This window comes from Streptomyces sp. NBC_01433 (assembly GCF_026340105.1).
Classification (GTDB): domain Bacteria; phylum Actinomycetota; class Actinomycetes; order Streptomycetales; family Streptomycetaceae; genus Streptomyces.
Map to the genome: position 1 here is coordinate 5,204,671 of NZ_JAPEPM010000001.1, position 25,273 is coordinate 5,229,943.

Annotated in this window: 22 protein-coding genes and 1 pseudogene; 16 read left to right on the plus strand and 7 right to left on the minus strand. The window is 72.2% G+C overall.

All coding sequences use genetic code 11. The annotated features are described in order from the left end of the window. The first annotated feature begins 48 nt into the window (after window positions 1-48). Genes pnuC through OG413_RS23455 form a run of 5 tightly spaced genes read left to right on the plus strand, consistent with a single transcriptional unit; the run spans window position 49 to window position 4,314 of the window. The gene (gene pnuC / locus OG413_RS23435; protein ID WP_266808478.1) at window positions 49-705 is read left to right on the plus strand and encodes a nicotinamide riboside transporter PnuC; all 657 of its coding nucleotides are present in this window, start codon (window positions 49-51) and stop codon (window positions 703-705) included. Next, the gene (locus tag OG413_RS23440) at window positions 702-1,781 is read left to right on the plus strand and encodes an AAA family ATPase (protein ID WP_266808480.1); all 1,080 of its coding nucleotides are present in this window, start codon (window positions 702-704) and stop codon (window positions 1,779-1,781) included. Before pnuC ends, OG413_RS23440 begins: the two co-directional genes overlap by 4 nt. Continuing rightward, window positions 1,778-2,512 (plus strand): NUDIX domain-containing protein, encoded by a 735-nt coding sequence (locus tag OG413_RS23445; protein ID WP_266808482.1) that lies wholly within the window; start codon window positions 1,778-1,780, stop codon window positions 2,510-2,512. Before OG413_RS23440 ends, OG413_RS23445 begins: the two co-directional genes overlap by 4 nt. Next, on the plus strand, window positions 2,509-3,531 hold the full coding sequence (locus OG413_RS23450) for an ADP-ribosylglycohydrolase family protein (RefSeq protein WP_266808484.1): 1,023 nt from the start codon (window positions 2,509-2,511) through the stop codon (window positions 3,529-3,531). The genes OG413_RS23445 and OG413_RS23450 overlap by 4 nt, the downstream gene beginning before the upstream one ends. Before the next feature lie 3 nt (window positions 3,532-3,534). Then, on the plus strand, window positions 3,535-4,314 hold the full coding sequence (locus tag OG413_RS23455; protein ID WP_266808486.1) for a nucleotidyltransferase domain-containing protein: 780 nt from the start codon (window positions 3,535-3,537) through the stop codon (window positions 4,312-4,314). Between the two features lie 84 nt (window positions 4,315-4,398). Here OG413_RS23455 and OG413_RS23460 read toward each other — a convergent pair whose 3' ends face one another. Further along, a complete protein-coding gene (locus tag OG413_RS23460) occupies window positions 4,399-5,097 on the minus strand; it encodes a nucleotidyltransferase domain-containing protein (protein WP_266808488.1) in 699 nt (232 codons plus the stop codon). 168 nt (window positions 5,098-5,265) lie between these two features. Between OG413_RS23460 and OG413_RS23465 the strand changes: the two genes are divergently transcribed. After that, complete coding sequence (locus OG413_RS23465; RefSeq protein ID WP_266808490.1) at window positions 5,266-8,571, plus strand: hypothetical protein; 3,306 nt, start codon at window positions 5,266-5,268, stop codon at window positions 8,569-8,571. A 53-nt stretch (window positions 8,572-8,624) separates the two neighbouring features. Here OG413_RS23465 and OG413_RS23470 read toward each other — a convergent pair whose 3' ends face one another. Then, complete coding sequence (locus OG413_RS23470) at window positions 8,625-9,074, minus strand: Rieske (2Fe-2S) protein (RefSeq protein WP_266808492.1); 450 nt, start codon at window positions 9,072-9,074, stop codon at window positions 8,625-8,627. 382 nt (window positions 9,075-9,456) lie between these two features. Here OG413_RS23470 and aroH point away from each other — a divergent pair, with 382 nt between their 5' ends. From aroH to der, 5 genes are all read left to right on the plus strand, one after another. After that, a complete protein-coding gene (gene aroH / locus OG413_RS23475; RefSeq protein WP_266810323.1) occupies window positions 9,457-9,819 on the plus strand; it encodes a chorismate mutase in 363 nt (120 codons plus the stop codon). Continuing rightward, window positions 9,816-10,901 carry a prephenate dehydrogenase gene (locus OG413_RS23480; RefSeq protein WP_266808494.1) on the plus strand — a complete coding sequence of 362 codons (1,086 nt, stop codon included), beginning with the start codon at window positions 9,816-9,818 and terminating at the stop codon, window positions 10,899-10,901. Before aroH ends, OG413_RS23480 begins: the two co-directional genes overlap by 4 nt. Window positions 10,902-11,002: 101 nt before the next feature. Continuing rightward, a complete protein-coding gene (cmk, locus tag OG413_RS23485) occupies window positions 11,003-11,698 on the plus strand; it encodes a (d)CMP kinase (RefSeq protein WP_266808496.1) in 696 nt (231 codons plus the stop codon). Then, window positions 11,695-12,351, plus strand: a complete 657-nt coding sequence (locus tag OG413_RS23490; protein ID WP_266808497.1) for a 1-acyl-sn-glycerol-3-phosphate acyltransferase — start codon at window positions 11,695-11,697, stop codon at window positions 12,349-12,351. Before cmk ends, OG413_RS23490 begins: the two co-directional genes overlap by 4 nt. 68 nt (window positions 12,352-12,419) lie before the next feature. Continuing rightward, window positions 12,420-13,892 carry a ribosome biogenesis GTPase Der gene (gene der / locus OG413_RS23495; RefSeq protein WP_266808498.1) on the plus strand — a complete coding sequence of 491 codons (1,473 nt, stop codon included), beginning with the start codon at window positions 12,420-12,422 and terminating at the stop codon, window positions 13,890-13,892. A gap of 187 nt (window positions 13,893-14,079) precedes the next feature. Here the strand turns inward: der and OG413_RS23500 are convergent, their stop codons facing one another. Both OG413_RS23500 and OG413_RS23505 read right to left on the minus strand, forming a co-directional pair. Continuing rightward, window positions 14,080-14,412, minus strand: a complete 333-nt coding sequence (locus OG413_RS23500) for a hypothetical protein (protein WP_266808500.1) — start codon at window positions 14,410-14,412, stop codon at window positions 14,080-14,082. A gap of 137 nt (window positions 14,413-14,549) precedes the next feature. Next, window positions 14,550-15,332 carry a hypothetical protein gene (locus OG413_RS23505; protein ID WP_266808502.1) on the minus strand — a complete coding sequence of 261 codons (783 nt, stop codon included), beginning with the start codon at window positions 15,330-15,332 and terminating at the stop codon, window positions 14,550-14,552. A gap of 523 nt (window positions 15,333-15,855) precedes the next feature. On the opposite strand from OG413_RS23505, the gene OG413_RS23510 reads away from it, so the two are divergent. Together OG413_RS23510 and OG413_RS23515 are read left to right on the plus strand one after the other, a co-directional pair. Then, on the plus strand, window positions 15,856-17,139 hold the full coding sequence (locus OG413_RS23510) for a glycosyltransferase (RefSeq protein WP_266808504.1): 1,284 nt from the start codon (window positions 15,856-15,858) through the stop codon (window positions 17,137-17,139). A 424-nt stretch (window positions 17,140-17,563) separates the two neighbouring features. Then, the gene (locus tag OG413_RS23515) at window positions 17,564-17,779 is read left to right on the plus strand and encodes an I78 family peptidase inhibitor (RefSeq protein WP_266808506.1); all 216 of its coding nucleotides are present in this window, start codon (window positions 17,564-17,566) and stop codon (window positions 17,777-17,779) included. 125 nt (window positions 17,780-17,904) lie between these two features. On the opposite strand, the gene OG413_RS23520 is transcribed toward OG413_RS23515, so the two are convergent. After that, window positions 17,905-18,933: a phosphatase PAP2 family protein gene (locus tag OG413_RS23520; protein ID WP_266808507.1), complete on the minus strand. Its 1,029-nt coding sequence runs from the start codon at window positions 18,931-18,933 to the stop codon at window positions 17,905-17,907. A 509-nt stretch (window positions 18,934-19,442) separates the two neighbouring features. Here OG413_RS23520 and OG413_RS23525 point away from each other — a divergent pair. Beyond that, window positions 19,443-21,128, plus strand: coding sequence for an MFS transporter (locus OG413_RS23525; protein ID WP_266808509.1), 1,686 nt, complete (start codon window positions 19,443-19,445; stop codon window positions 21,126-21,128). Between the two features lie 106 nt (window positions 21,129-21,234). Next, window positions 21,235-22,473, plus strand: a complete 1,239-nt coding sequence (locus OG413_RS23530) for an acyl-CoA dehydrogenase family protein (RefSeq protein ID WP_266808511.1) — start codon at window positions 21,235-21,237, stop codon at window positions 22,471-22,473. Between the two features lie 40 nt (window positions 22,474-22,513). Here the strand turns inward: OG413_RS23530 and OG413_RS23535 are convergent, their stop codons facing one another. Then, window positions 22,514-22,960 (minus strand): cell division protein SepF, encoded by a 447-nt coding sequence (locus OG413_RS23535; protein ID WP_266808512.1) that lies wholly within the window; start codon window positions 22,958-22,960, stop codon window positions 22,514-22,516. Window positions 22,961-23,269: 309 nt separating this feature from the next. Here OG413_RS23535 and OG413_RS23540 point away from each other — a divergent pair. Beyond that, window positions 23,270-24,153, plus strand: a pseudogene (locus OG413_RS23540) (hypothetical protein); the annotation flags it as partial. A gap of 65 nt (window positions 24,154-24,218) precedes the next feature. Here the strand turns inward: OG413_RS23540 and OG413_RS23545 are convergent. Beyond that, window positions 24,219-25,166, minus strand: coding sequence for an ABC transporter substrate-binding protein (locus tag OG413_RS23545; protein ID WP_266808513.1), 948 nt, complete (start codon window positions 25,164-25,166; stop codon window positions 24,219-24,221). Between the last annotated feature and the right edge of the window lie 107 nt (window positions 25,167-25,273).

Consider the following 25,273-nt stretch of genomic DNA (forward strand, 5'->3'; position numbering starts at 1 on the left):
CGTCGCCGTTCCTTCTTTATAGTCAGAGTGACTATTAAGGAGGCGGGCGTGAGTCTCACGGATTTCCTCGATCCCCTGCGGCAACCCCTGGTGACGGTCCTGGGCACCCCGGTCAGCTGGACCGAGGTGCTCGGCTTCGGCAGCGGAGCGCTGTGCGTATGGCTCGTCGCCCGCCAGCACCTCGCCAACTGGCCCATCGGCATCGCGAACAACCTCTTCTTCATCCTGCTGTTCGCCCAGTCCGGTCTGTACGCCGACGCCGGCCTCCAGATCGTCTTCATCACCCTCGCCGTGTACGGCTGGTGGTCCTGGACCCACGGGGGTGGACCAGGGGCATCCGTCCTGCCGGTGCGCGGTACCACGCGCACCGAATGGATCTGGCTGCTCACGGCGGGGGCGGTGGGGACCCTCGCGCTCACGGTCCTGTTGTCGCGGGCCACCGACTCGACGGTGCCGTTCTGGGACGCGCTGACGACCTCGCTGTCGCTGATGGCGACGTACGGGCAGTGCCGCAAGCGGGTCGAGTCCTGGTGGCTGTGGATCGCCGCCGATGTGGTCTACATCCCGCTGTACGCGTACAAGGAGCTCTATCTGACCTCCCTGCTCTACATCGGCTTCCTCGCGCTCTGCCTCATGGGTCTGCGCAGCTGGAACCGTGATCTCGACGCGGGCCGGAACCGTACGGCGGAGCTGGCCGCGGTATGAAGCGCTTCGGCCACGGTCTGGTCCTCGGCAAGTTCTATCCGCCGCACGCCGGACACCACCACCTGGTCCGCACCGCCCGGGACCGCTGCGAGCGGCTGACCGTCCTGGTCTGTGCCGCCTCCGTGGAGTCCGTCCCGCTCGCCGACCGGGTCGCCTGGATGCGCGAGGTGCACCCGGACGTGCGGGTGGTGGGCGCCGTCGACGACACCCGGATGGATCTGACGGACCCGGCGATCTGGGACGCGCACATGGCGGTGTTCACCGCGGCGGTACCGGAGCGGGTGGACGCCGTCTTCACCTCCGAGTCCTACGGGGCGGAGCTGGCCCGGCGCTTCGGCGCCGCGTCCGTCCTCGTCGACCCCGACCGCAGCCTCTTCCCGGTGTCCGGCACCGCTGTGCGCGAGGACCCGGTCGGCTGCTGGGACTTCCTCGAACCGCCCGTCCGGGCCGCGCTCACCCGCCGGATCGTCGTCCTCGGCGCCGAGTCGACCGGCACCACCACCCTGGCGCGGGCCCTCACGGAGCACTACCGGGCGCGCGGCGGCGGCTGGGCGCGGACCCGGTACGTCGCCGAGTACGGGCGCGAGTTCAGCGAACAGAGGCTGGCCGCACTGCGCCGCCGGTGGCCGGACGCCCAGTGGGAGGACGTCGTCTTCACCACGGACGACTTCCCCGTCATGGCCGAGGAGCAGAACGCCAGGGAGGAGGCGGCCGCGCGCACCGGCTCCCCGGTGCTGTTCTGCGACACCGACTCCTTCGCCACCACCGTCTGGCACGAGCGGTACGTCGGTGGCCGCAACCCGCTCGTCGAGGACATCGCCGACCGGGCCCGGCACCACCTGTGGCTGCTCACCGACCACGAGGGCGTCGTCTTCGAGGACGACGGACTCCGCGACGGCGAGGAGCTGCGGCCCTGGATGACAGACCGCTTCCGCGCCGAACTCACCCGTACAGGAAGGGAGTTCATCGAGGTCACGGGTCCGCACGAGGCGCGCCTGGAAGCCGCCGTCGCCGCCGTGGACGCGGTGCTCGCCACCGGCTGGAACTTCGCCGCACCCCTCCCGGAGCGCCGATGACCACCGGCGCCCCCGAGGGGTACGACCCCTACGCCTTCGCCCCCTTCGCGGTCACCGTGGATCTCGCGGTCTTCACGGTCCGCGCCGGCCGGCTGCACGTCCTGCTCGTCGAGCGGGGCGAGGCGCCGTACAAGGGCCACTGGGCCCTGCCCGGCGGCTTCCTCCTGCCCCGCGAGTCGGCCGACGTGGCCGCGCGCCGCGAGCTGGCCGAGGAGACCGGCCTCGGCCAGGACACCGTCCGCGGCCTCCACCTCGAACAGCTGCGCACCTACTCCGAACCGGACCGGGATCCCAGGATGCGGGTCGTCTCCGTCGCGTACGCGGCCCTCCTGCCCGATCTGCCCGAGCCGCGCGGGGGCGGGGACGCGGTCCGCGCGCGCTGGTGGGACGCGGGCACCGTGGGCGTCCTCGCCTTCGACCACGAGCGTATTCTCGCCGACGCCTACGACCGGATCGGCGCCAAGCTGGAGTACACCTGTCTGGCCACGGCCTTCTGCCCCGCCGAGTTCACCCTCGGCGAGCTCCAGCAGGTGTACGAAACCGTGTGGGGCGTCGAGCTGGACCGCCCCAACTTCCGGCGCAAGGTCCTCAACGCGCCCGGCTTCGTCCAGGCCGTCGAGGGACCGCCGCGCCGCACCGGCGGACGGGGAAAACCGGCCGCCCTGTACCGGGCGGGTGCCGCCACCGCCCTGCACCCTCCACTCCTGCGCCCGGAAGGACGAACGGAATGAACACGACCAGGACCTTCACCAAACAGGCGGCCACGGGTGCGCTGACCGGGCTCGCGCTCGGCGACGCGCTGGGCTTCCCGACCGAGTTCAACGATGTGCCCGCCATCCTCGCCAAATGCGGGCCGTGGCGGCAGATGGCGCTGCCCAAGCCCGCGATCGTCACCGACGACACCCAGATGACGCTCGCGCTGGGGCGTGGCATACGCACGGCCATGGACCGCGGGCTGCTCACCCCACTGCGGTTGATCCGCCCGGTCCGCGAGGAGTTCGTGGACTGGTTCCACTCGCCGGACAACAACCGGGCCCCCGGCCGCACCTGCATGAAGGCGTGCCGGCTGCTCGACGGCGACCGGATCTGGCAGGAGGCCAGCCAGACCGGCTCCAAGGGCTGCGGCGCCAACATGAGGGTCGCGCCCGTCGGACTCGTACCCGGCCTCAGCGAGGAACAGCGCGCCGGGGCGGCCCAGCTCCAGGCGGCCCTCACCCACGGCCACCCGACGGCACTGGCCGCCTCCGACCTGCTGGCCCGTGCGGTGTTCCTGCTGGCCCAGGGGGCGGAGCCGATGGGACTCGTGGGGCAGCTGCGTTCGTACGCGTACGAGAACAGCGGCCGCTACCTCGAACGGTGGCTGGGCGACCTCTGGCGGTACGCGGGCGACTCCTCGCCCGAGGCGTACATCCGGCGTGGCTGGGACGAATGCCAGACCGCGCTGGGCACGGTCCAGGACGCCCTGCGCGCCCCGTCGCCCGAGACCGACCCCTGCCGGAGCACCGGCGACGGCTGGGTCGCGGAAGAGGCCCTCGCCACGGCCCTGCACTGCTTCCTCCTCTTCCCCGAGGAGCCCGTCACCGCCCTTCGCCGGGCCGCCTGCACCCGGGGCGACTCCGACTCGCTGGCCTGTCTGACGGGAGCGCTGGCCGGGGCCCATCTGGGCGCGGGCGCCTGGCCCAAGGAGTGGGCGGAACGCATCGAGTACCGCAGCGATCTGCTGTCGCTGGCCGCGCTCTGGGACGCGTGATCCATGAGCACCGCGACCTCCTGCCTCCAGCGCGCCGGACTGCCGGTCACCGACCTCGGTCCGGTCCTCGCCGAGGAGCCGGCACCGCTGCTCTTCGCGACGGTCTCCGGGGCCCATCTGTACGGCTTCCCGTCCCGGGACTCGGATGTGGACCTTCGGGGGGTCCATATCCTGCCCCCGCACGACCTGTTGGGGCTGCGCGAACCGGACGAGACCCGCTCACGGATGTGGGACCGTGACGGGGTCGAGATGGACCTCGTCACGCACGACCTCCGCAAGTTCGTCCGCCTCATGCTGCGGCCCAACGGCTACGTACTGGAACAGCTGCTGTCCCCGCTGGTCGTGCACACGACCGCACTCCACGCGGAACTGTGCGCCCTGGCCCCGGGTGTGCTGACCCGTAACCACGCGCACCACTACCGGGGTTTCGCCGGGACCCAGTGGCGGCTCTTCGAGAAGACCGGCGAGCTGAAGCCGCTGCTCTACACCTTCCGGGCGCTGCTCACCGGCATCCATCTGATGCGCAGCGGTCGGATACAGGCCCATCTGCCGACGCTGCTCGGCGCGGTGGCCGCCCCGGCGTATCTGCCCGACCTGATCGCGGCGAAGGCGGAGGCCGAGCACGGCGGGGCGCGGGAGCTGGACGGGGCGGCGGTGGCGCGGGACATCGAAGGGCTGCACCGGGTCCTGGACGAGGCGCAGACCCGGTCGCTGCTGGCGGACGCGGTGACGGAGTTCGACGCCCTGAACGAACTCGTCGTGCGCGCCCGGCTGGGGGAGTAGCGCGGGCCGGGTCGGTCACGTCGTCCGGTGCCTCACGCGGCCCCGTGCGCGCGGTGCCTCACGCGGTGCCGTGCGTGCGGTGCCTCACGCGGTGTCTTGTGCCGACGCCCGCCGGGTCCGGACGAGGAAGTCCTCCACCCGGGCCCGGTCCGGTCCGGCCGGCAGCGGGGAGCGGACGGCCGCCTCGTCGTTCTCCTCGGCCAGCCGGTTCATCCGGCGTTCCACCTCGGCCCACGGAACCTCACCGCGCTTCACCGCCAGCAACTCCTCGCGAGCGTCACCGACCTCGATCGTCAGCTCGCCCGTACGCAGCAGATCCCGGCCGCTCGCCAGCAGTCGCAGCAGATGCATCGCGTGCTTCCAGCGCGGTGCGCCGTGCTGCCTGACGTCCGCGTCCAGCTTCCCGCGCTGGCCCCGCGCGTACCGCACGAACGTCCCGTGGGCGAGCCGGGAAAGGAACGCCCCGCGCAGCGCGAGGAGTTCGCGGCCCGTGTCGTCGATCCGCTCCACCAGCGGGGAGTGCAGACACTCCAGCACATTCGGGTTGGCCCGCAGCGCCAGCTCGCAGAGCCGTTCCAGTTCCCAGGAGAACTGCTCGTCGGCCGGACCCTCGACGTGCGTCGGCGGCTTCTCGAAGCGCCAGAACAACGGGGTGGGCGCGACGAAGACCCCACGCCGGTCCGTGTCGCTGCCGTCCGTGGCGAGCCCGAACGCGCGCGAACCCATCACGCACGAGTAGATCGTGTGGTCGCGTACGAGGGTCTCGGCTTCGGCGGTGATCATCTGCGCGAGGGTACGCGACGGTACGTGAGGCACGCGGCGGTACGCGAGGCACGCGAGGGGCAGCCGTTCCGCGTTCGAAAAGCGTTGCGCACCAGTGGTCTCCGGTGCCACCATCGCCGTCATGACGATGATCCGAAAGGCCCGGCTCACCCCCTCCCGGTGAGCGCGATGAACGCACCCACGCCCCGCAGAGAAGAAGTCACCGTTCTGTACGCCCGGTTCGACCACCTTCCGTACCCGGCCCGCATGCGGGCCATCGCCGAACACACCCGCTCCCTGGACGACGAGGGCTACCGCGCCGCACGCGCCGCCCTGGACACCGCGGACCCCGACGACCGTCGGCTGGCACTGTTCCTGGCCGTTGTCCGCCGCGATCTCGAAACCGTCGCCCGCGCCCTCGCCGACCCGGTGCTGCGCCCGCGCGCACTGTCCGCGGCGATCCGGCTGCCGATTCCCGAACAGGCCCTGGAATCCCTGGCCCTGAGCCCGTCGCGGGCCGTGCGCCACGACACGTACCGCGTTCTGCGGCTGTCCCGGCGCCGGGCCCTCGCCGACCGGATGCTTCCCCGCGTCCATGAACTCCACGGCGACGAGGACGCCGCCCGGCTGCTGCCCGCCTGTACCCCCGAGGCGGTCGGGCGGTGGCTGCCCCGGCTGTCCGGGGTGCCGCAGGGCATCCTGTTCACACTGACCCGTACCGCACCCCGCGCCCTCGCCGCCCATCTCGCCGACCGGGCACTGTCCGACGGCCGGGACCGGTGGGAGGCGGCCCGGTCGCGCAACGGCGGCCGGCACCTGGTCGACCGCCTGACCGCACGAGACCCGGCCGCCGGAGCACTGCTCCTGGAGCGCGCCCCGCACCTGGTCACCGGGCCGGCCGCGCTGGTGCTGCTCAGGGAACCGGCCGCCGTCGCGGCCTCCCTGCGGCGTACCGGAACCGAACGGGTCCCGCTCGCTCCGGGGCCGGTGTCCCGGCGGGTACGCCGCGCGCTGGACGCCTGCGGTCCGCGGGACGCCGCCCTGCTCGCGGACGTCCTGCGGGTGGAGCACGACATCGGCGGCCCGACCGACAGCTGGACCACGGCGGAGCCACTGCTCGCCCTGCTGCCACCGGCCGAGCGCCGCCGGGCGGTCGAGGCGCGGCTGGACGGGAGCCGGGGGCACTGGACCGGCCTCATCGGCCCCGTGGCCTCGCTCGATCCCGCCGACCGGACCGAGATCGCCGGACGCCTGCTGAAGGGGCGGGCCGGGCGCAGGGCCTACCCGCGCACCCGGATCGCCTCCCTGCTGCCGCCGGCCGACGCGGAACCGCTGCTGCGGGACCTGAGCGCCGCCCACCGCCCGTGGGAACGGGCCCTGGCCTGGACGGCCCTGCTGCGCTGCGTCGGCGGGCAGCGCGATCCGCAGGCGTACGCACGCGTCCTCCTCTCCTGCGAGCGGGCCTGGCACGACCAGGAGGAGGTGCGCCGCACCGTCCTTCTCGCCGCGGGCGCCGCCCACGGCCCGCTGCTGGACGCGGCACCCTTCGCCGCGCTGCGGGACGCCGCGATGACCACCGTGCAGTCCCGCGACTCGACGGCGCAGACGCTCCGGGCCGCCGAGGAGTGGCTGCGGCGTACCGTCCTGTGCGCGGTACGCGCCGGTGACGCCGAACGGGCGGCGGCCGTCATCGGGCTGCTCGTCCGGGTCCTGGAGGATCCGCGCGGGAGCGGGGAGGTGCGCCCGCTGGACATGGCGGGCGCCGGGGCCCGCGCGGTCTGGGAGCGTTGCGGAACGCCGACGCCCGACCAAGTCCTTTTGCTCGCGGGCCTGTTCGCGCGACACCTCACACAACTTCCCGCACTCGACGGTGCCGTGGGCCACTTGGCTCTCGGCGATCCGCACGGCGTACGGGGCCGACGGGCCGCCGCGCTCCGGCTCGCCGATCCCGTCACCCGGGAGCGGCGGTGCGCCGAACTGCTCGCCGCCGATGTGTCCTTCGTGGCCGTGCCCGAAGTGTGGCGGACGCTGTCCCGGCGCCGCACCGACCTCCTCGACACCGTCCTGGGGCCGGACCTGCCGCCGCGCTGGGCACCCCGCCAGGTCCGCGCCGGGCTCGGGCGGTGGCTGCCGCGCCAGCGCGCCCTGCTCGACGCGCAACTGGCCCGGGTGGCGGCGGACGACGACGTACCGCTGCGCGAACGCACCGACGCGGCGGCCCTGCTGGGCGACACCGAGGCCCTGTACGCGCTCGTCGCCGGGGCACCGCAGCCCGTGGCGGCCGCCGCCTGCGGGGCACTGGGGGAGCGGGCCGCCGAGCGCGGAGGGGCCGCGGCGCACCCCGGGACGCTGGACTTCCTGCTCGACCGCGCCGGGACCGGCGGGGTACGGGGCCGGGCGGCGATGGCGGGGGCGAGGACCCTGCTCGCCACGGTGTCCGACGAGGAGGCCGTGGCCCGGTTCGCCCGGATGGTCCTGGACACCGACGGGTCGGTCGGCGGCCGGAAGGCGGCCGTCCGGGGGCTGTCCGCGCTGTCCTCCCGCACCGCCACCGCCGCCCTGCTCGCGGGCTGGGACGCACCGGGCCAGCACCGTGACGTCCATGCCGCGATGGCAGGCCCCCTGACCGCGCGGATGGACGTGCCGGGCATCGGGGAGCGGCTTGCCGCACAACTGCATCACCCGGCGGTACGCGAACGGGTTCTCGCCGCACGTCCCGAGCGGGCCGCGGCCGCCGGGGCCCGGTACCGCCTCCTCGCCCGGACGGTGGCCACCGCGGAGCGGAGCACGGCGGTGCAGGCCGCCCACGCGCTCAGGTGGCCCGGCTCGGCCGACGACGGGCCGGTGCGCGAGACGATGGCGGCCGTGGCGGCCGACCCGGGGCGTCCGCGTGAGGTCCGGGGCGAGGCGCTGGACCTGCTGTGCGAGTGGGCCGTCCCCGGCCCGCGCCACGGGGAACTGGTCACCGTGCTCGGCGTACTGGTGGCGCAGGCCCGGAGCGGCGAGTCCGGGGAGCGGCGCGCCGCTCTGTGGGTCCTGGGCGAACAGAACGACGCGTACCGCGACCGCCCGGCGGGTGCGCTCGACGCGGTGGCCGACGCGCTGGAGCGGGCCGGGCTGGCACATTCCGCGTCCCGGGTGGCGCTGATGGCGGCCCTGACGGCGCTGGAGGTCCCGGACGCCTCGCCGGAGCGCTGGGAACGCTGGCTCGGCCTGGCGGGGGAGCGGCCGGGCAACCTCGACCAGGTGCGCGACCACCGGCGGACACCGACGAACGCCCAGCCCGTCGGGGCCATCGCGACGGTGGTGGCGGCGCTGCGCGCGCACGGCTCGGTCACGGCCGGGCTCGCCGCCGTGCACCTGGTCGTCAGGGGCGGCGAGTCCACCTCCTGGGCACAGCCGTGGGTGGACGCGCTGGACGCGCTGTGCGCGAGCGGGCATCCGGAGGTCGCGGAGGCCGCGCTGCTGGCGGACCTCCGGCGCCCGGTCCCCTGAGCCGCACCCCCTGACCGCGCCTCTCCTGTCCCGCACGGCCGGGAGAGGCGCGGTCAGGCCAGCCGGATGATCCCGCCGGAGACGGTGATCTTCTCCTCGGGCAGCGGACGCGGCGCGGGACCGGCCTCCACCGCGGCGTCCGTGATGCTGAATCTGCTTCCGTGGCAGGCGCAGTCGATGGTGCCGTCGGCGACCGACGAGACGATGCAGCCCGCATGGGTGCAGACGGCCGAGAACGCCTTGAACTCGCCCGCCGCGGGCTGGGTCACCACGACCTTCCGATCCTGGAGGACGGTGCCGCCGCCGACCGGAATGTCAGCGGTCCTGGCCAGCTCCTTCCCGCCGTCGGACGAGACGCCGGGACCGGCACTCGTGGCGCGGCCCGAGGCGGTCGGCGTACGGCTGTCGCCGCCGTCCTCACCGCCGGAGGACCCGCAGCCGGTCACCAGGGCCGCGGCGCTCGCCGCGCCCGTGGTCAGGACCGTCCTTCGCCGTGCGTTCATGGCTCTCCGTACGTTGTCGGGCGGCAGGGGAGGGCCATCGTGGCCCCGCGGGGCCGTGAACGCGAAGCAACCTGGCGGTGGGTGCGCCCGAGTGGCGCAAGCGGTGATTCCTGCCGGACACCGGCCGCGCACCCCCTACCTACCGGAGCCTCCCGCGCGAGCGGACCGCTCCTCGCCGTCCACGCCACCGCCCTGTCTCACGGACAGAGCACCGTGACCGGGGGCGGCCGGACCCCTCTAGGCTGAAACGCACAGGCGGGAACGGCACCACGCGAAGAGCGCGGGCGCCGGGCCCCCGAAGGCGCCGAGGCGCTTGAGACGCTGAGGTGCCGAGGCGCCGAGGCGCTCGGAATCGATGAAACGAAGAGGCGAGGAGTACGACGTGGCGGTACGAGCGGTCCGTGGAGCCGTCCAGCTGGAGCAGGACGAGGCCGGACACATGGACGAGCAGGTCGGTGCTCTGCTCACCGCCGTCCTGGAGCGCAACCACCTGGTCGCCGACGACCTGATCAGCATCTGGTTCACCGCCACCCCTGATCTGCACAGCGACTTCCCGGCCGCCGCGGCCCGCGGCCTCGGCATCGTCGACGTACCGCTGATCTGCGCCCAGGAGCTGGACATCAAGGGGGCCATGCCCCGTGTCGTGCGGATACTCGCCCATGTCGAGACCTCGCTTCCCCGGGCCGGGATCCAGCACGTCTACCTCGGCGCCACCGCCACCCTGCGCAAGGACATCGCCCAGTGAGAACAGCCCTCGTCATCGGAACGGGGCTGGTCGGCACCTCCGCCGCCCTCGCCCTCGCCGGGCGCGGCATCCATGTCCACCTCGTCGACCACGACCCCTCGTCGGCCCGTACCGCGGCGGCACTCGGCGCCGGTACGGACGAGGCGCCCGAGGGCCGCGTCGACCTGGCGATCATCGCCGTACCGCCCGCCCACACCGCGTCCGTGCTGGCCACCGCCATGCGCGAGGGGGTGGCCCGGGGCTACCTGGACGTCGCGAGCGTCAAGGGCGGCCCGCGCCGCGAACTGGAAGCCCTCGGCATCGACCTCACCCCCTACATCGGTACGCACCCGATGTCGGGCAAGGAACGCTCGGGCCCCCTCGCCGGCACCGCCGACCTCTTCGAGGGCCGCCCCTGGGTCCTCACCCCGACCCGGGACACCGACACCGAGGTCCTCAACCTCGCCCTGGAACTGGTCGCCCTGTGCCGCGCCGTCCCGGTCGTCATGGACGCCGACGCCCACGACCGCGCCGTCGCCCTCGTCTCCCACACCCCGCAGCTGATCTCCTCCATGGTCGCCGCCCGCCTGGAGGAGGCCGACGAGACGGCCGTACGCCTCTGCGGGCAGGGCATCAGGGACGTCACCCGCATCGCCGCCTCCGACCCCCGGATGTGGGTGGAGATCCTCTCCGCCAACCCCGGCCCGGTCGCCGATGTGCTGACGGGAGTCGCCGCCGACCTGGAGGAGACGGTACGGGCACTGCGCGGCCTCCAGTCCGCGAACGAGGACGAGCGCCGCGCGGGCACCGACGGCATCGAGGACGTCCTGCGCCGCGGCAACGCGGGCCGGGTCCGGGTGCCCGGCAAGCACGGCGCGGCCCCCGCGTCGTACGAGACCGTGGCCGTACTCATCGGCGACCGGCCGGGCGAGCTGGCCCGGATCTTCGCCGACGCGGGACGTGCCGGGGTCAACATCGAGGACGTCCGCATCGAGCACGCCACCGGCCAGCAGGCGGGCCTGGTCCAGCTGATGGTCGAGCCGAGCGCGGCGGCCTCGCTCGCCGCGGCGCTCCAGGAGCGGGGCTGGTCCCTGCGCCCGTGAGCGGGCCCGCCACCACGGGGTACAAGGCTCCGCCCGGCACTCGGTAACCTGGTGCGTGGCCGTCTTGTGGCCCGTTCGCCCTCACCCCGTGTACCAGGAAGGTGTCCACCACCGTGGGAACCGTAAGCGCCTCAGTGATCGTCGCTATCGACGGGCCCTCCGGCACCGGCAAGTCGAGCACGTCCAAGGCCGTCGCCGCCCAGCTCGGCCTGAGCTACCTGGACACCGGCGCTCAGTACCGGGCGATCACCTGGTGGATGCTGAACAACGGCATCGACGTACAGAACGCCGCGGAGGTGGCGACCGCCGCCGCCAAGCCGGTCATCGTCTCCGGAACGGACCCGGCCGCCCCGACGATCACCGTCGACGGCGAGGACGCCGCGGGCCCGATCCGCACCCAGGAGGTCACCTCCAAGGTCAGCGCCGTCAGCGCCGTCCCCGAGGTGCGCACCCGGATCACCGAGCTCCAGCGGGCCATCGCGGCGGGCGCCGAGGGCGGCATCGTGGTCGAGGGCCGCGACATCGGCACCACCGTGCTCCCGGACGCCGACCTCAAGATCTTCCTCACCGCGTCCCCGGAGGCGCGCGCCGCCCGCCGCAGCGGCGAGGTCAAGGGCTCCGACCTCGCCGCCACGAAGGAGGCGCTGGTCCAGCGCGACGCCGCCGACTCCGGCCGCAAGACCTCGCCGCTGGCCAAGGCGGACGACGCCGTCGAGGTGGACACCACCGAGCTGACCCTTCAGCAGGTCATCGAGTGCGTCGTCACCCTCGTCGGGGAGAAGCGGGCCGAGAGGTGACCGAGGCCACGGGGGCGCCCACGCCGCGCGGGGCGGCCGTCGGGCGGGGCATCGGGATCGGGCTGATGTACGGGCTCTTCAGGCCCCGGGTCCTGGGAGCGTGGCGGGTGCCCGCCTCCGGACCCGTCATACTCGCGGTGAACCACTCCCACAACATCGACGGACCGATGCTGATGGGCACCGCGCCCCGGCCGGTGCACTTCCTGATCAAGAAGGAGGCGTTCGTCGGCCCCCTCGACCCGTTCCTGCGCGGAATCGGTCAGCTGAAGGTGGACCGCACGACCGTCGACCGCACGGCCATCACCCACGCCCTCGGCGTGCTGGAGAACGGCGGGGCCCTCGGGATCTTCCCGGAAGGTACCCGGGGCGACGGAGACTTCGCCTCGCTGCGTGCCGGACTCGCGTACTTCGCGGTACGCGGCGGGGCGCCGATCGTCCCGGTGGCCGTCCTGGGAAGCACGGAGCGCCGCGGACGGTTGATACGGGGGCTGCCTCCGCTGCGCAGCCGGGTCGATGTCGTCTTCGGCGATGCCTTCGACGCGGGTGATGGAAGCGGGCGGCGGACGCGCAAGGCGCTGGACGAGGCGACCCTGCGGATCCAGGGGAAGCTGACCGCGCACCTGGAAAGTGCCAGGCGCCTCACCGGGCGTTAGGCGAGACTTGAGTAGTGGACCGCGCCGACCGCGGTCCATCGATGATGATGCAAAGAGGAACGGACTTCATGAACGACCAGATTCACTCCGACGGCTCGGACCACGAGCACGGAGCACTTGGCGATGCCGAGTTCGCGGAGTTCATGGAGCTCGCCGCGCAGGAAGGCTTCGACCTCGAGGAGGTCGAGGGTGCCCTCGGCGAGGCGGGTCACGGCCCGCTTCCCGCGCTCGCCATCGTCGGCCGCCCCAATGTCGGCAAGTCGACCCTGGTGAACCGGATCATCGGCCGCCGTGAGGCCGTCGTCCAGGACAAGCCCGGTGTGACCCGCGACCGCGTCAGCTACGAGGCCGAATGGGCCGGACGCCGCTTCAAGGTCGTCGACACCGGCGGCTGGGAGCAGGACGTGCTGGGCCTCGACGCCTCCGTCGCCGCCCAGGCCGAGTACGCCATCGAGACGGCCGACGCGGTCGTCTTCGTCGTCGACTCGACCGTCGGTGCGACCGACACCGACGAGGCCGTGGTCAAGCTGCTGCGCCGGGCCGGCAAGCCCGTCGTGCTGTGCGCCAACAAGGTCGACGGCCAGAGCGGCGAGGCGGACGCCACCGCCCTGTGGTCGCTGGGCCTCGGCGAGCCGTACCCGGTCTCCTCCCTGCACGGCCGCGGCACCGGCGACATGCTGGACGCCGTCCTCGAAGCCCTGCCCGAGGCCCCGGCCCAGCGCTTCGGCGACGGGACCCTCGGCGGCCCGCGCCGGATCGCCCTGATCGGCCGTCCGAACGTCGGCAAGTCCTCCCTCCTGAACAAGGTCGCGGGCGAGGACCGGGTCGTCGTCAACGAGCAGGCAGGCACCACGCGGGACCCGGTCGACGAGCTGATCAAGCTCGGCGGCATCACCTGGAAGTTCATCGACACGGCCGGTATCCGCCGCCGTGTCCACCTCCAGGAAGGCGCGGACTACTACGCCTCGCTGCGCACCGCGGCCGCCGTCGAGAAGGCCGAGGTCGCGGTCGTCCTGATCGACTCCAGCGAGTCCATCAGCGTCCAGGACCAGCGCATCATCACCATGGCGGTGGAGGCCGGGCGTGCCCTGGTCATCGCGTTCAACAAGTGGGACACCCTCGACGAGGAGCGCCGCTACTACCTGGAGCGCGAGATCGAGACGGAGCTCGCGCAGGTCGCCTGGGCCCCGCGGGTCAATGTTTCGGCCATCACCGGCCGTCACATGGAGAAGCTCGTCCCGGCGATCGAGACGGCGATCAAGGGCTGGGAGACCCGTATCCCCACCGGCCGGCTGAACGCCTTCCTCGGTGAGATCGTCGCCTCCCACCCGCACCCGGTGCGCGGCGGCAAGCAGCCCCGCATCCTCTTCGGCACGCAGGCGGGCACCAAGCCGCCGCGCTTCGTCCTCTTCGCCTCGGGCTTCCTGGAGCACGGCTACCGCCGCTTCGTCGAGCGTCGGCTGCGTGAGGAGTTCGGCTTCGAGGGCACCCCGATCCACATCTCGGTCCGGGTCCGCGAGAAGCGCGGCCGCAACAAGTAGCACGGGGCAGGGCACGGAGAAGCCCCGGACCGCTCGCTCCCGCGAACGGTCCGGGGCTTCTTCCGTACGTCACGATCTGTACGTCGCGAGCTGTACGCCAGGTGCCGTCGGTCACGAGCCCATGTGTCACGAGCCCGTACGTCAGCACGTCCGTGCGTATGCCGCTCCGGAGTCAGCTCGTCCGGCGTCAGTACTCCCGGGATGCCGGCCCCGGGGGCAGCGCCGGCTGTGCCCGTCCGGCGTGCCGGCCGACCCGCTGCCAGGAACCGAGGCTCCCGGTGCGCGGCGTGCCGCCCTGCCCGCCCTGGCTGCCGTAGCCGCCGTGGTGTCCGCCGGCGGCCGAGTGGCCCAGCGGGGGGCGGATGCCGAAGAGCCCGGTGCCGAAGGACGAGAAGCCGAGATTCTCCTCACCGCTCCGATCGCCCGGCAGCGCCCGGAACGACCGCCGGTACTCGGAGTACAGCGCGTCGTAGATCGGGGTGGGGGACTTGCCCTCCGATGGATCCCGTGAGGGGCGCATGGCAGGGATCTGACTCTGGTGCTGGCGGGAGGAGTCGTATGAGTGCACATAGGTGCCAACGACCTCACCGCCCGTCGGATGCGGTCCTGGCGGAGAAATCGCTGTTCGGCGTGGGTGTCCGGGGCGTGCGGACACGGTCAGGTCCCGGCGAGCGGCATCGCGGCGGCCACCAGGAGACCGTTGACCGCGGCCTTCTCCAGGGCGTCGCGGAGCAGGTCCTCGCGCGGTTGCTGGCCGATCGAACCGGCCGGGGCGGCGAAGACGAGGACCGTCTTCGACTTGTTGACCGCGGCCCGCCAGCCCTCGGTGACCTGGAGCGGCTGATGGGCCTGCCACCAGGCGACCGGGGTGCCGCCGCCGGAGCCCGGCTGCAGCACGGCGTGCAGCTGGCCCATGGCGAGCAGGACGGACCAGCCGGGCAGCACCTCCGGCAGCCGGTTCATGTCGGGGGCAGGGCGGAAGCCCTGCTCCAGCAGCAGCTGGAGGAACGCGTCGCCCCCGCTGCCGTCGGTTCCGGGCCGGGCGACCGGGCCGGTCGGTTCGACGACCAGGGCGGGGCGGAGATCGTCCTCGATCAGGACGAGACCGCTGGTGATGCCGAGGACGGCCTGTTCGGGCATGAGACCCTCCGGGTTCTGTGGCTCGCTGCCGGTGATGCTTCGCACTGCGCCCTGGAGCTGGTCCTCCGCGACCTGGACGACCTGCGAAGGGATGCACGTCGCATGGGCGAACGCGAGCACGGCGGTCTCGTCGCCGATGAACAGCACCGTGCTGGTGCGTTCCTGCTCGGAGTCGCCGGGGGTGCGGCAGGAGGTGCAGTCGTAACTGCCTGGGGCGGTGTCGCCGACGAGCAGCCGGTCGGCTTCGGCATCGCCGATCTCGGCGCGTACGTCCTCGCTGACGTCGAGCATGCGCGGCACGGGTGGCTCCTCGAACTCGGTGCGTGGGCCGGGCGGTTCCCGGCTCATGAAGAGACAACGCGGGATCCGAGGCCGGAGTCACGCACCTGGGGTCTTTCGTTTGAGTCGGGCCGGATCGTGCCGGAGCAGGCCGGATCCCGCCGGATCGGGGCCGGCGAGCCCGGCGTGATCCGAACGGAAAGCTCTTCGAGGGAGCCGGGGGAGTCGGGAGGGCCGGGAAGGCCGGGAAGGCCGGGAAGGCCGGGAAGGCCGGGAAGGCCGGGAGGGCCGGGGAGGGCTCGCGGGGCGGGCGGAGACAGAGGAGACAGGTCGACACATCGGCAGGTCGATGACCGGACCGGGCGGCCGGGGACGCTCCCGTCATCGAACCGGACCTGCTGATTCCGGAAACGTGCAGGTCACGCACCGGTTCCGGTCGGCCGCACGCCCGCGACACGGGACACCTGTGCGGATTCCGCGTGTGTGACCGATGGCCAGTACAGTCCCCAGCAGACCAAGCCGACCAGGGGGTTACGGCGACGCCATGCACATCTCTTTCCTGCTTCACAACGCGTACGGCATCGGGGGAACGATCCGTACGACGTTCAATCTCGCTCGCGCACTCGCCGAGCGGCACGACATCGAGATCGTCTCGGTCTTCCGGCACCGCGACGCACCCGCACTGGGCGCGCCGCCGGGCGTGACGATGCGCCATCTCGTCGACCTGCGAGCGAAGAGCGCGACCTACGACGGCGATGCGGCCGAATACGCCAGGCCCGCCGCGGTGTTCCCGCGCGGCGACAGCAGACACCAGCAGTACAGCCGGCTCACCGACGCCAGGATCGCGGCCCATCTGCGCTCCCTGGAGGCGGACGTCGTCGTCGGGACCCGGCCCGGCCTCAACGTGCACATCAGCAGACAGGCCCGCCGGGGCCCGGTGCGCATCGGTCAGGAACACCTCACGCTGGACAGCCACAGCTACCGGCTGCGCCGCGAGATCAGCCACCGCTACGAGTCGCTCGACGCGATCACCACCGTCACCCGGGCCGACGCCGAGGACTACCGGACCCGGCTGCGGCTGGGCGGCGTACGGATCGAGGCGATCCCGAACAGCGTGCCCGCCCCGGTGGGGCCGCCCGCGCAGGGCGATCTGAAGTGGGTCGTCGCGGCGGGTCGGCTGCACAAGGTCAAGCGCTACGACCTGCTCGTACGGGCCTTCGCCGAGGTGAGCGCGGCGCGGCCCGACTGGCGGCTGCGGATCTACGGCGGCGGCGACTCCACCGGCAATGAGCAGTCGGCGCTGCGCACCCTCATCGGCGAACTCGGACTGCGCGACCAGGTGCTCCTGATGGGATCGGTCCACCCGATGGAGGCCGAGTGGCCCAAGGGCTCCATCGCCGCCGTCACCTCGGACCGGGAGTCGTTCGGCATGACGATCGTCGAGGCGATGCGCTGCGGGCTGCCGGTCGTGGCCACCGACTGCCCGCACGGACCGGCCGAGATCATCGACGACGGCACCGACGGGCGGCTGGTGCCGGTCGGTGACGAAGCGGGGGTCGCCGCCGCGCTGCTCGCACTGATCGAGGACGACGGGCTGCGGCACCGGATGGGGCGCGAGGCGCTGGCCGCGTCACGCAGATTCGACCCGGCGCGGATCGCGGAACGCCACGAGAGCCTGTTCACCGAGCTGGCCGCGCGTGGCGCGCGGGGCCGCGGGCAGGGCGCCCTGCGCACCGCGCTGCACCGTTCCAGGGGCACGGTGCTGGACGGGGCGTACGCCCTGCGCTACAAGGCCGCCGACCTGATCCGCAAGGGGAAGGCGGCCTGAGCCGAGGCAGCGGTTGCGGACCCTGCCGTCCGCAACCGCCGCTTCTCGGACCGCGAGATTCCGATAGTGCGAGTGGGTGGCGGGGGGAGTGCGGGAAACGTGTGGATATATAAGACCTGCATAAGGGCGCATGAATTCACGGAGTTGCGGTCATCCAGGTGAAACCGGCCATGTACCGAGGGAAAAGGCAGATCACCACATGATCCCGGCACGCATTCCGCGTTCGCCGATCCGAGATCATTTCCCCGTCGGCCGAAAAGGCCCGAGCACCTGTTGAAGAGGGTCCGTTCGAGTGAATAATGCGAAGTAAACGAGTGTGGGGATCCTGTGACACAAGCGTGACCGGTACGGCATGCGGGGATGCGCCACGGAGCTCCGGAGCCCCGCCTTCCGTCACGGTCCGAGGCCGCCTACGGTGAGAGGTATGGCATCTATACCGACCCCTCCCGTACAGCCGGACGACGTCCCCGAGTCGTACGTCGGCCTCGGTGCCGAGGCCGCCGAGCGGCGGGCCAGGTCCCGTGGCTGGGCCACTGTCAGAGCCGTACCACCGGGCACGTTCCTCACCATGGAGTTCCGCGGCGGCCGCATCAACTTCCAGGTCGAGGACTCCACCGTGACGCGTTGCTGGGTGGGCTGAACGGCTGTGTGAGCCCCTGGAGCGAGCGAAGGCCCCGACCTGCGCCGGTCGGGGCCATCACGCTGTGCGGGGTGAAGCTGTGCGGGTTGAGGCTGTGCGTACCGTCCCCGCGGTCCGGGGGCGGCTCAGCCGCCCGTCATCGGCCGGGCCGGGCTCGTGTTGCCGCGCGGTGTGCGCTCGGCGTGCGGAGGGCGACGGGAACCGGCCGGGGTGACCGGGGTGCGCTCCGAACGCGCCGGGTGCGACGCGTGCGCCCGCGACCGGGTCCCCTGGCCGGGGTGACCGGCCGGCTGGCCGGTCCCGGTGGCCGCTCCGGGCGCGGTGCCGCCGTCCTCGGCCGCGACGCTCTCGGAGCCGATCGCCTGCGGGAGCAGCACCGCGGGCGGGCCGTCGGCCGCGACCGGGACCGGTGTCCCGGCCCGACGCCGCTGCCGCCACTGCTCGCGCACCGAGAAGACCCACGCTTCGGCACGGGTGATCAGGGGCTCGAACCAGGGCAGGGCCAACAGGATCAGCAGACCCGCCGCCCAGCCCAGCAGCACATCGCTGAGCCAGTGCGTACCGATGTAGACGGTGGTGAGTCCGACGCCCAGCGAGACCGTCGCGGACAGGGCGGACAGATAGCGCCTGGCCCGTGGCGTGGTGGCCAGGTAGGCAAGGATTCCCCAGGTCACGACGGCGTTGGCGGTGTGTCCCGAAGGAAATATATCGCCGCCCGCGAACATCTCGGCGGAGCCGATCTGGGTCGCGTAGTGCGGGCCGAGCCGCCCGAGGCCCAGCTTGACCGCGCCGACCGTCATATTGAGCAGCAGCAGCGAGCAGCCGAGGGTGAGCAGCGGCCGGAGCGTGTGCTGCCGCCAGGAGCGCCAGCCCAGCCAGCTGGCGATCATCACGGCCGTGGGGCCGCGCTGGCCGAGCACGACGTAGTAGTCGAGGAAGGCGTGGAGTTCGGGCCACTGCTGGTAGGGCCGGAAGAGCATGACCTTCCAGTCCAGGGCCACCAGCCAGGACGAGACCAGCACCGCGACGACGATGGCGAGATAGAACGCCAGCGTCCCGCCGAAGAGAGCGATGCGGTGACGACTCATCCGCGGTGCCTCTATCTTCGGCGGTTCCGGCTCCCGGTCCAGCCGGGCAAAGATGTCGGTACGCACCCAATCGACGTTACAGCGAGTGAGTGTGTGACCAGGCCGATCCGGCCGCTTTGTGATGACGATGTGATGTGGACTATGTCTCAGATCGGCGTCTATTCGCGGTGCGGCGAAGAATCTCCGTGATCTTGTGGCCAATTCTCCACGGGCCCGCTTCGTAAGAATGTTTGAGTGGTCGGAAAATTCCGCGTGAGGGTTTCCGCGGGAATTGTTCCGGCCATTCGGGGGAGGCGCGCGCCGCCGCCGTGTCACCCGTGGGGGGTACCCCGGTGCCGTCCCTCACGGTCCTCCGGTGTTCCGGGGGAGGGGGTGGCGAGAGGTCCGGGAAGGGAGCCGGAGTGGCGTACGCCACACTCCGCGGCGTACAGGCGTATGAGGTGGACCACGTCTGACCACGCCGAACTCGCGTACGCTGACGGCTCACTCGCCCGTCGATGCCGGGCCTGGGGGACACCGAAAGCCGGTTCCCCGTTGGCCTGCCGAGCGCGAGGGACTCTCTGGGAGGTACGTAGATGTCCGGGACGACCACGGCCGGAGCCCGGCTGCGTGCAGCTGCCGACAGCGCCAACCGCTGGCTCGTTCTCGTCGTTCTCTGTCTCAGTCTGCTGCTGGTCGCGCTGGACGCGACCGTGCTCCATGTCGCGGTGCCCGCGGTCACCGAGGACCTGCGGCCCAGTGCCGTCGGTCTGCTGTGGATCGTGGACGCCTATCCGCTGGTCTGCGCGTCACTGCTGATTCTCTTCGGCACCCTCGGTGACCGGATCGGCAGACGACGGGTCCTGCTGTTCGGCTACGCGCTGTTCGGCGTCGCCTCCGCGATGGCCGCGTTCGCCGACACCCCGGCCGTGCTGATCGCGGCCCGCGCCCTGCTCGGCGTCGGCGGCGCGATGATCATGCCCGCGACGCTGTCGATCCTCCGCCAGGTCTTCCCCGACCGCCGGGAGCGTGCCCTGGCCATCGGGGTCTGGAGCGCGGTCGCCGCCGTCGGGGCCGCCACCGGACCGGTCATCGGCGGCTTTCTCGTCGAGCACTTCTGGTGGGGCTCGGTCTTCCTGATCAACATCCCGCTGATGGCACTGATCCTGCCGATCGGCCGCTGGCTGCTGCCCGAGTCCCGAGGCAGCAGCGACGGCCCGTGGGACGTGCTGGGCGCGCTGATGGCCGCGGCGGGTGTGCTCGGTGTCGTCCTCGGTGTGAAGCGTGTCGGCGGCGGCGAGGGACTCCTCGGCCCCGCCACCCTCGTTCCGCTCGTGGCCGGCGCCGCGCTGCTGGCCGTCTTCGTGCGCCGCCAGAAGCGGCGTACGCATCCGCTCATAGACATCGGGATGTTCTCCAGGCCCGCCTTCAGCACGGCCGTCGGCTGCATCGTGCTCGCCATGCTGGCCCTGGTCGGCCTGGAGCTGATAGCGGTCCAGTACCTCCAGCTGGTGCTGGATCTCAGCCCCATGGAGACCGGGCTGCGGCTGTTGCCGCTGACCTTCGCGGCGATGGCCGCGGGGGTCACCGGCTCGTACACCCTGCGGCGCGTCGGCCCCCGCCGGATGGTGGGCTGGGGCTTCGTCCTGACCGCCGCCGCGGTGCTGCTGCTGACCCTGATGGGACAGCACGACCGGCCCGTCCTGCTGACCGTCGGCTTCGTGCTGCTCGGCTTCGGGCTCCAGTCCACGCTCTTCGGGGCGTACGAATCGATGCTGAGCGAGGTGCCCGCGGACCGGGCGGGCGGTGCGGCGGCGATCGGTGAGACCTCCTACCAGCTGGGCGCGGGCATGGGGATCGCCCTGCTCGGCAGCGTCATGAACGCCGCCTACGCCCCCGGTCTGGCCACGCTGCACGAGAAGGGCGTGCCCAAGGAGGCGGGCTCGGCCGCCGCGCACTCGCTGGGCGAGGCGTATCAGGTGTCGGCGCAGCTGGGCGGCCCGATGGGCGATCTGCTGCGGTCCACCGCCCGGCACGCCTTCATCGACGGGCTGCACCTCACGCTGTTCGTCAGCGCGGGCCTGCTGCTGCTCGGGGCACTGGCCGCGGTGCGGCTGCCGAAGGCCATGGAGTGTCCGCCCAAGGAGACCTGCCCGCCGTACGAGGCGCGGGCCGCCAAGACCCCTTCGCCACGTCTCCCGGACCGCTCCGAGCGGCAGGTCCCACTGCCCGCGCGGCGCGAGCCGGCCGAGGCCACCGGCTCTGGACGAGCGGCACACTGAGCCGTAACGTCAGCACGACGCCCTGACTATCACTGCTAGTTTTAGAGGGTCCGCGGGCGTGCCGAGGGCCCTCCGAAACACCGTGCGAGCCGCCGGAGGCACCCTCATGTCCACCACCGAGTCCGCGAAGCCGTCGACGACACCGAAGCCGCCGAAGCTTCCGCCCTTCGACGCCACCGACCCTCTCGGCATCGACGACCTGCTCGACCCCGAGGATCTCGCGATCCGCGACACCGTCCGCGCCTGGGCCGCCGATCGCGTCCTGCCGCACATCGCCGAGTGGTACGAGAACGGTGAGCTGCCCGGCATCCGCGAGCTGGCCCGCGAACTCGGCTCGCTGGGCGCGCTCGGAATGTCCCTGAAGGGCTACGGCTGCGCGGGTGCCACGGCCGTCCAGTACGGGCTGGCCTGTCTGGAACTGGAGGCGGCGGACTCGGGAATCCGCTCCCTGGTCTCCGTACAGGGTTCCCTCGCCATGTACGCGATCCACCGCTTCGGCTCCGAGGAGCAGAAGCGGCAGTGGCTGCCCGGCATGGCGGCGGGCGAGACCATCGGCTGTTTCGGCCTGACCGAGCCGGACCACGGCTCCGACCCCGCCGGGATGCGGACGTACGCCCAGCGTGACGGCGGCGACTGGGTGCTCACCGGCCGCAAGATGTGGATCACCAACGGTTCGGTCGCCGGGGTCGCCGTCGTATGGGCGCAGACCGACGAGGCCGACGGCGGCAGCGGAATCCGCGGCTTCGTCGTACCGACCGACAGCCCCGGCTTCACCGCGCCCGAGATCCGGCACAAGTGGTCCCTGCGCGCCTCGGTCACCAGCGAGCTGGTCATGGACGGCGTACGGCTGCCCGCCGATGCCGTGCTCCCCGGCGCCCTCGGTCTGCGCGGCCCGCTCAGCTGCCTCAGTCATGCCCGGTACGGCATCGTCTGGGGAGCCATGGGCGCGGCGCGCGCCAGCTTCGAGGCGGCCCTCGACTACGCGAGGACGCGGGAACAGTTCGGCAGGCCGATCGGCGGTTTCCAGCTCACCCAGGCCAAGCTCGCGGACATGGCCGTCGAGCTGCACAAGGGCATCCTGCTCGCCCACCATCTGGGCCGCCGGCTGGACGCGGGCAGGCTCCGCCCGGAACAGGTCAGTTTCGGAAAGCTCAACAATGTGCGGGAGGCGATCGAGATCTGCCGTACCTCGCGCACGATTCTCGGCGCCAACGGGATCTCGCTGGAGTACCCGGTGATGCGGCACGCGACGAATCTGGAGTCGGTGCTCACGTACGAGGGCACCGTGGAGATGCACCAGCTGGTGCTGGGCAAGGCGCTCACCGGTCTGGACGCGTTCCGGTAAACGGGACGCCGCCGGACCACCTGCCCGGCGAGCGCCCTGCTCAGCTCTGGTTGAAGAAGCCGTCGGCCTTCCGGCCGGCGGCTTCGCCGGTGAGGACCTGGGTGTCGGCCGGGGTCAGCAGGAAGACCCGGGTGGCCACCCGGTCGATCGAGCCGCGCAGCCCGAAGATCAGCCCAGCGGCGAAGTCGACGACACGCTTGGCGTCGGCGGAGTCCATGGCGGTGAGGTTCACGATCACCGGGACGCCGTCCCGGAACAGCTCACCGATGGCCCGCGCGTCCCGGAAGCTGTCCGGGGTCACGGTGGCGATCCGGCGGTCCTGCTCCTCGGCCGTCTCGGCGGCCACCTGCACCCGAGGGTCGGTCACCCACGCCTGGCCACCCGTCCCGGTCTCCGCACCCCCGGAGTACTCGTCGTCGTAGTACCGCTCGTCGTGGTTGTCCTCTACGAGGCCCAGCCAGGCACTTGCCTTGCGCACCGATCCCATGGACGCCTCCTCTCACCGCGGTTCCTTGGCGTTCCGCATCTCTTTCGTATCCCTATGGTCGTCCATGATGCGGATACCGCGCCAAGTGGATAGTCGGCGCGCAGGGGATTCGTGACGGTACTGGTGCAGAAGATATGGCGGTTCGTCAGGGTTCCTCCTGCATAAGGGCGGTCGCGGAAGGAAAATATGATGCTCCGGTCCGTACGGGTGACATGGGGGACGTACGGGTGAACGGTCCGCTCGATACGACGCACGCCGCGCAGGTGCACGAGTGGCGCGCACCTGTCGAACGGCTCTCGGGGGATCGTCGTGTTCGGAATCGTCAGGCCCTGCGCACATCGGCTCACCGAGAGGCTCAGGACGGAGTGGACGGCGCATCCGTGCGGCCTCTGTCTCGCCCTGTGCGCCGCCCATGGGCAATTCGCTCGGATCGTCACGAACTAGGACGGCCTGATCGTCTCGGTCCTGACGGATGCTCAGGCCGAACGCACCCCCGCCGCCCGCAGGGTCGCGGCGGGCCGGGACAGAGCCGGTGCCCGCACCGGCGCCGAGCTCGGCTTCGACACCTCGTCGCTGGTCGGCGCGGTCGACCGGCAGCCGGGGATCGAGGCGCTCGCCGGCCCCGGCACCCCGCTGCTGACGGTCACCGAACCCACCGGGACGGCCACCGCCGCGGCCTTCGCGCACACCGCCGTACTCGCGGGCGTACCACGCCGCGCCGCGCCGCGCCGCTCGCCGAGGCGGGACGGCTCTTCGGGCGGCTCGCGCATCTGCTGGACGCCGTGGAGGACCGGGAAGCCGACGCGGCGTCAGGCGCCTGGAACCTGCCCCAAGCTCCAAAGGAGCAGGGGGGACCCCCTTCCGCGACCGGTACCCCGCTCGCCGGGACCCGGCGGCTGTGCGACGACGCGCCGCACGGCGTACGGCTCGCGCTGCGCGACGCGGAGTTCACCGACAGCGGGCTCGCCCATGTGCTGCTCGTGCATGAACTGCGGCGTTCCGTGGACCGGGCGTTCGGCTCCTCCTCCTGCTCGCACCGGGGCGCGTTCGGGCCGCCGCCCGGCAATCCGTACGCGCCGAGCCCCGGCGGTCCGGCCCTCCCGCCCCAGCCCCCGCCCCAGCCCCCGCCCGAGCCGCCGCGCGACCGGCGCGGGCTGATCACCGGGTGCCTGGTGCGGGCCGGGCTCGCCTGCTGCGACTGCTGAGGGGCGGGCGCCGGCTCCCTGCCGGGGCCCCGGAGCGGCTGCCTGACGGACGGTCACTTCAGCTCGGGCGGCGAGATCCGCGAGGAGGTGATCGCCGACTCGGCGGTGCCCCACTTCTTCAGGATGCGGTCGTACGTACCGTCGGCCCGCAGACCGTTGACCGCGGCCTGGAAGGCCGGCGCCAACGGGGTCCCCTTTTTGAAGGCGAAGCCGACGTCGAGCCGCTTGAACTCATTGAGGAAGCGCAGCCCCTCCTGCTGTGTCACCGCGTAGCGCAGCCCGTTGATGGTGGACATCACCACATCGCTGCGGCCCTGCTGGAGGGAGATCCAGATGGCGGCCTGGTCGCTGTACGTCTTCACGTCGTACGCCTTCTTGCCCGCGTCCGTGCACAGGTGCCTGTTCTCCTGGAGTGTCACCTCGAACGTGGTGCCAGCCCCGGTGCCCACGGTCAGGCCGCAGAGCTGGGTGAGGTCGGTCACCTTCTTCAGCTTGCTGTCGTCGCGGACCGCGAACCCCTGGCCGTCATTGATGTACGTGACGAAGTCGATCGTCTCGCGGCGCTCGTCGGTGACCCCGAAGTTCCCCGTACCCAGGTCGTACTTCCCGCTGCCCAGCGCCGGGAGGATCGCCTCGAAGGACGCGATCTCGCGCTTCAGCTTCAGCCCGAGCGCCCTGGCCACGGCGTCCGCGAAGTCGATGTCCGCGCCCGCCGGTGTCCTGCCGTCCTCCAGGTAGAACGCCCCGGGCGGGGTGCCGACGCTGGAGGCGATCCTGAGCGTGCCCGAGGACCGGACGCCCGCGGGCAGCAGTTTCGCCGCGGCCTCGTCCTTCTTCACCGCCGACACCACGTCCGCCGTCGGGATCTTCCCCCTGCCGGCACCCGCCGCGCCCGATCCGCCGCCCGGTGCCGCCGCCGGGTCCCCCGATCCGCACGCGGTGAGCGCGAGCGCGGCGACGGTGATCAGGGCGAAGGCGGCGGTGTGCCGGGTTCGGGGCATGGCGGGGCTTCTCCGGGTTCGTCGGTGTTCATCGTTCATCAGGGTTCGTCGATGACGTCAGGGCGCGTGCGGGTACGCCGACCGGACTCCGGTGCGAGGACGGCACG

What these genes read in the sequence shown, in the direction of transcription:
- OG413_RS23545 (WP_266808513.1), bottom strand. Translation starts at nt 25,166, where the DNA reads ATGCCCCGAACCCGGCACACCGCCGCCTTCGCCCTGATCACCGTCGCC.
- der (WP_266808498.1), top strand. Translation starts at nt 12,420, where the DNA reads ATGAACGACCAGATTCACTCCGACGGCTCGGACCACGAGCACGGAGCA.
- OG413_RS23450 (WP_266808484.1), top strand. Translation starts at nt 2,509, where the DNA reads ATGAACACGACCAGGACCTTCACCAAACAGGCGGCCACGGGTGCGCTG.
- OG413_RS23535 (WP_266808512.1), bottom strand. Translation starts at nt 22,960, where the DNA reads ATGGGATCGGTGCGCAAGGCAAGTGCCTGGCTGGGCCTCGTAGAGGAC.
- OG413_RS23515 (WP_266808506.1), top strand. Translation starts at nt 17,564, where the DNA reads ATGGCATCTATACCGACCCCTCCCGTACAGCCGGACGACGTCCCCGAG.
- OG413_RS23445 (WP_266808482.1), top strand. Translation starts at nt 1,778, where the DNA reads ATGACCACCGGCGCCCCCGAGGGGTACGACCCCTACGCCTTCGCCCCC.
- OG413_RS23500 (WP_266808500.1), bottom strand. Translation starts at nt 14,412, where the DNA reads ATGCGCCCCTCACGGGATCCATCGGAGGGCAAGTCCCCCACCCCGATC.
- OG413_RS23465 (WP_266808490.1), top strand. Translation starts at nt 5,266, where the DNA reads ATGAACGCACCCACGCCCCGCAGAGAAGAAGTCACCGTTCTGTACGCC.
- OG413_RS23440 (WP_266808480.1), top strand. Translation starts at nt 702, where the DNA reads ATGAAGCGCTTCGGCCACGGTCTGGTCCTCGGCAAGTTCTATCCGCCG.
- OG413_RS23460 (WP_266808488.1), bottom strand. Translation starts at nt 5,097, where the DNA reads ATGATCACCGCCGAAGCCGAGACCCTCGTACGCGACCACACGATCTAC.
- OG413_RS23510 (WP_266808504.1), top strand. Translation starts at nt 15,856, where the DNA reads ATGCACATCTCTTTCCTGCTTCACAACGCGTACGGCATCGGGGGAACG.
- OG413_RS23455 (WP_266808486.1), top strand. Translation starts at nt 3,535, where the DNA reads ATGAGCACCGCGACCTCCTGCCTCCAGCGCGCCGGACTGCCGGTCACC.
- OG413_RS23470 (WP_266808492.1), bottom strand. Translation starts at nt 9,074, where the DNA reads ATGAACGCACGGCGAAGGACGGTCCTGACCACGGGCGCGGCGAGCGCC.
- OG413_RS23530 (WP_266808511.1), top strand. Translation starts at nt 21,235, where the DNA reads ATGTCCACCACCGAGTCCGCGAAGCCGTCGACGACACCGAAGCCGCCG.
- OG413_RS23525 (WP_266808509.1), top strand. Translation starts at nt 19,443, where the DNA reads ATGTCCGGGACGACCACGGCCGGAGCCCGGCTGCGTGCAGCTGCCGAC.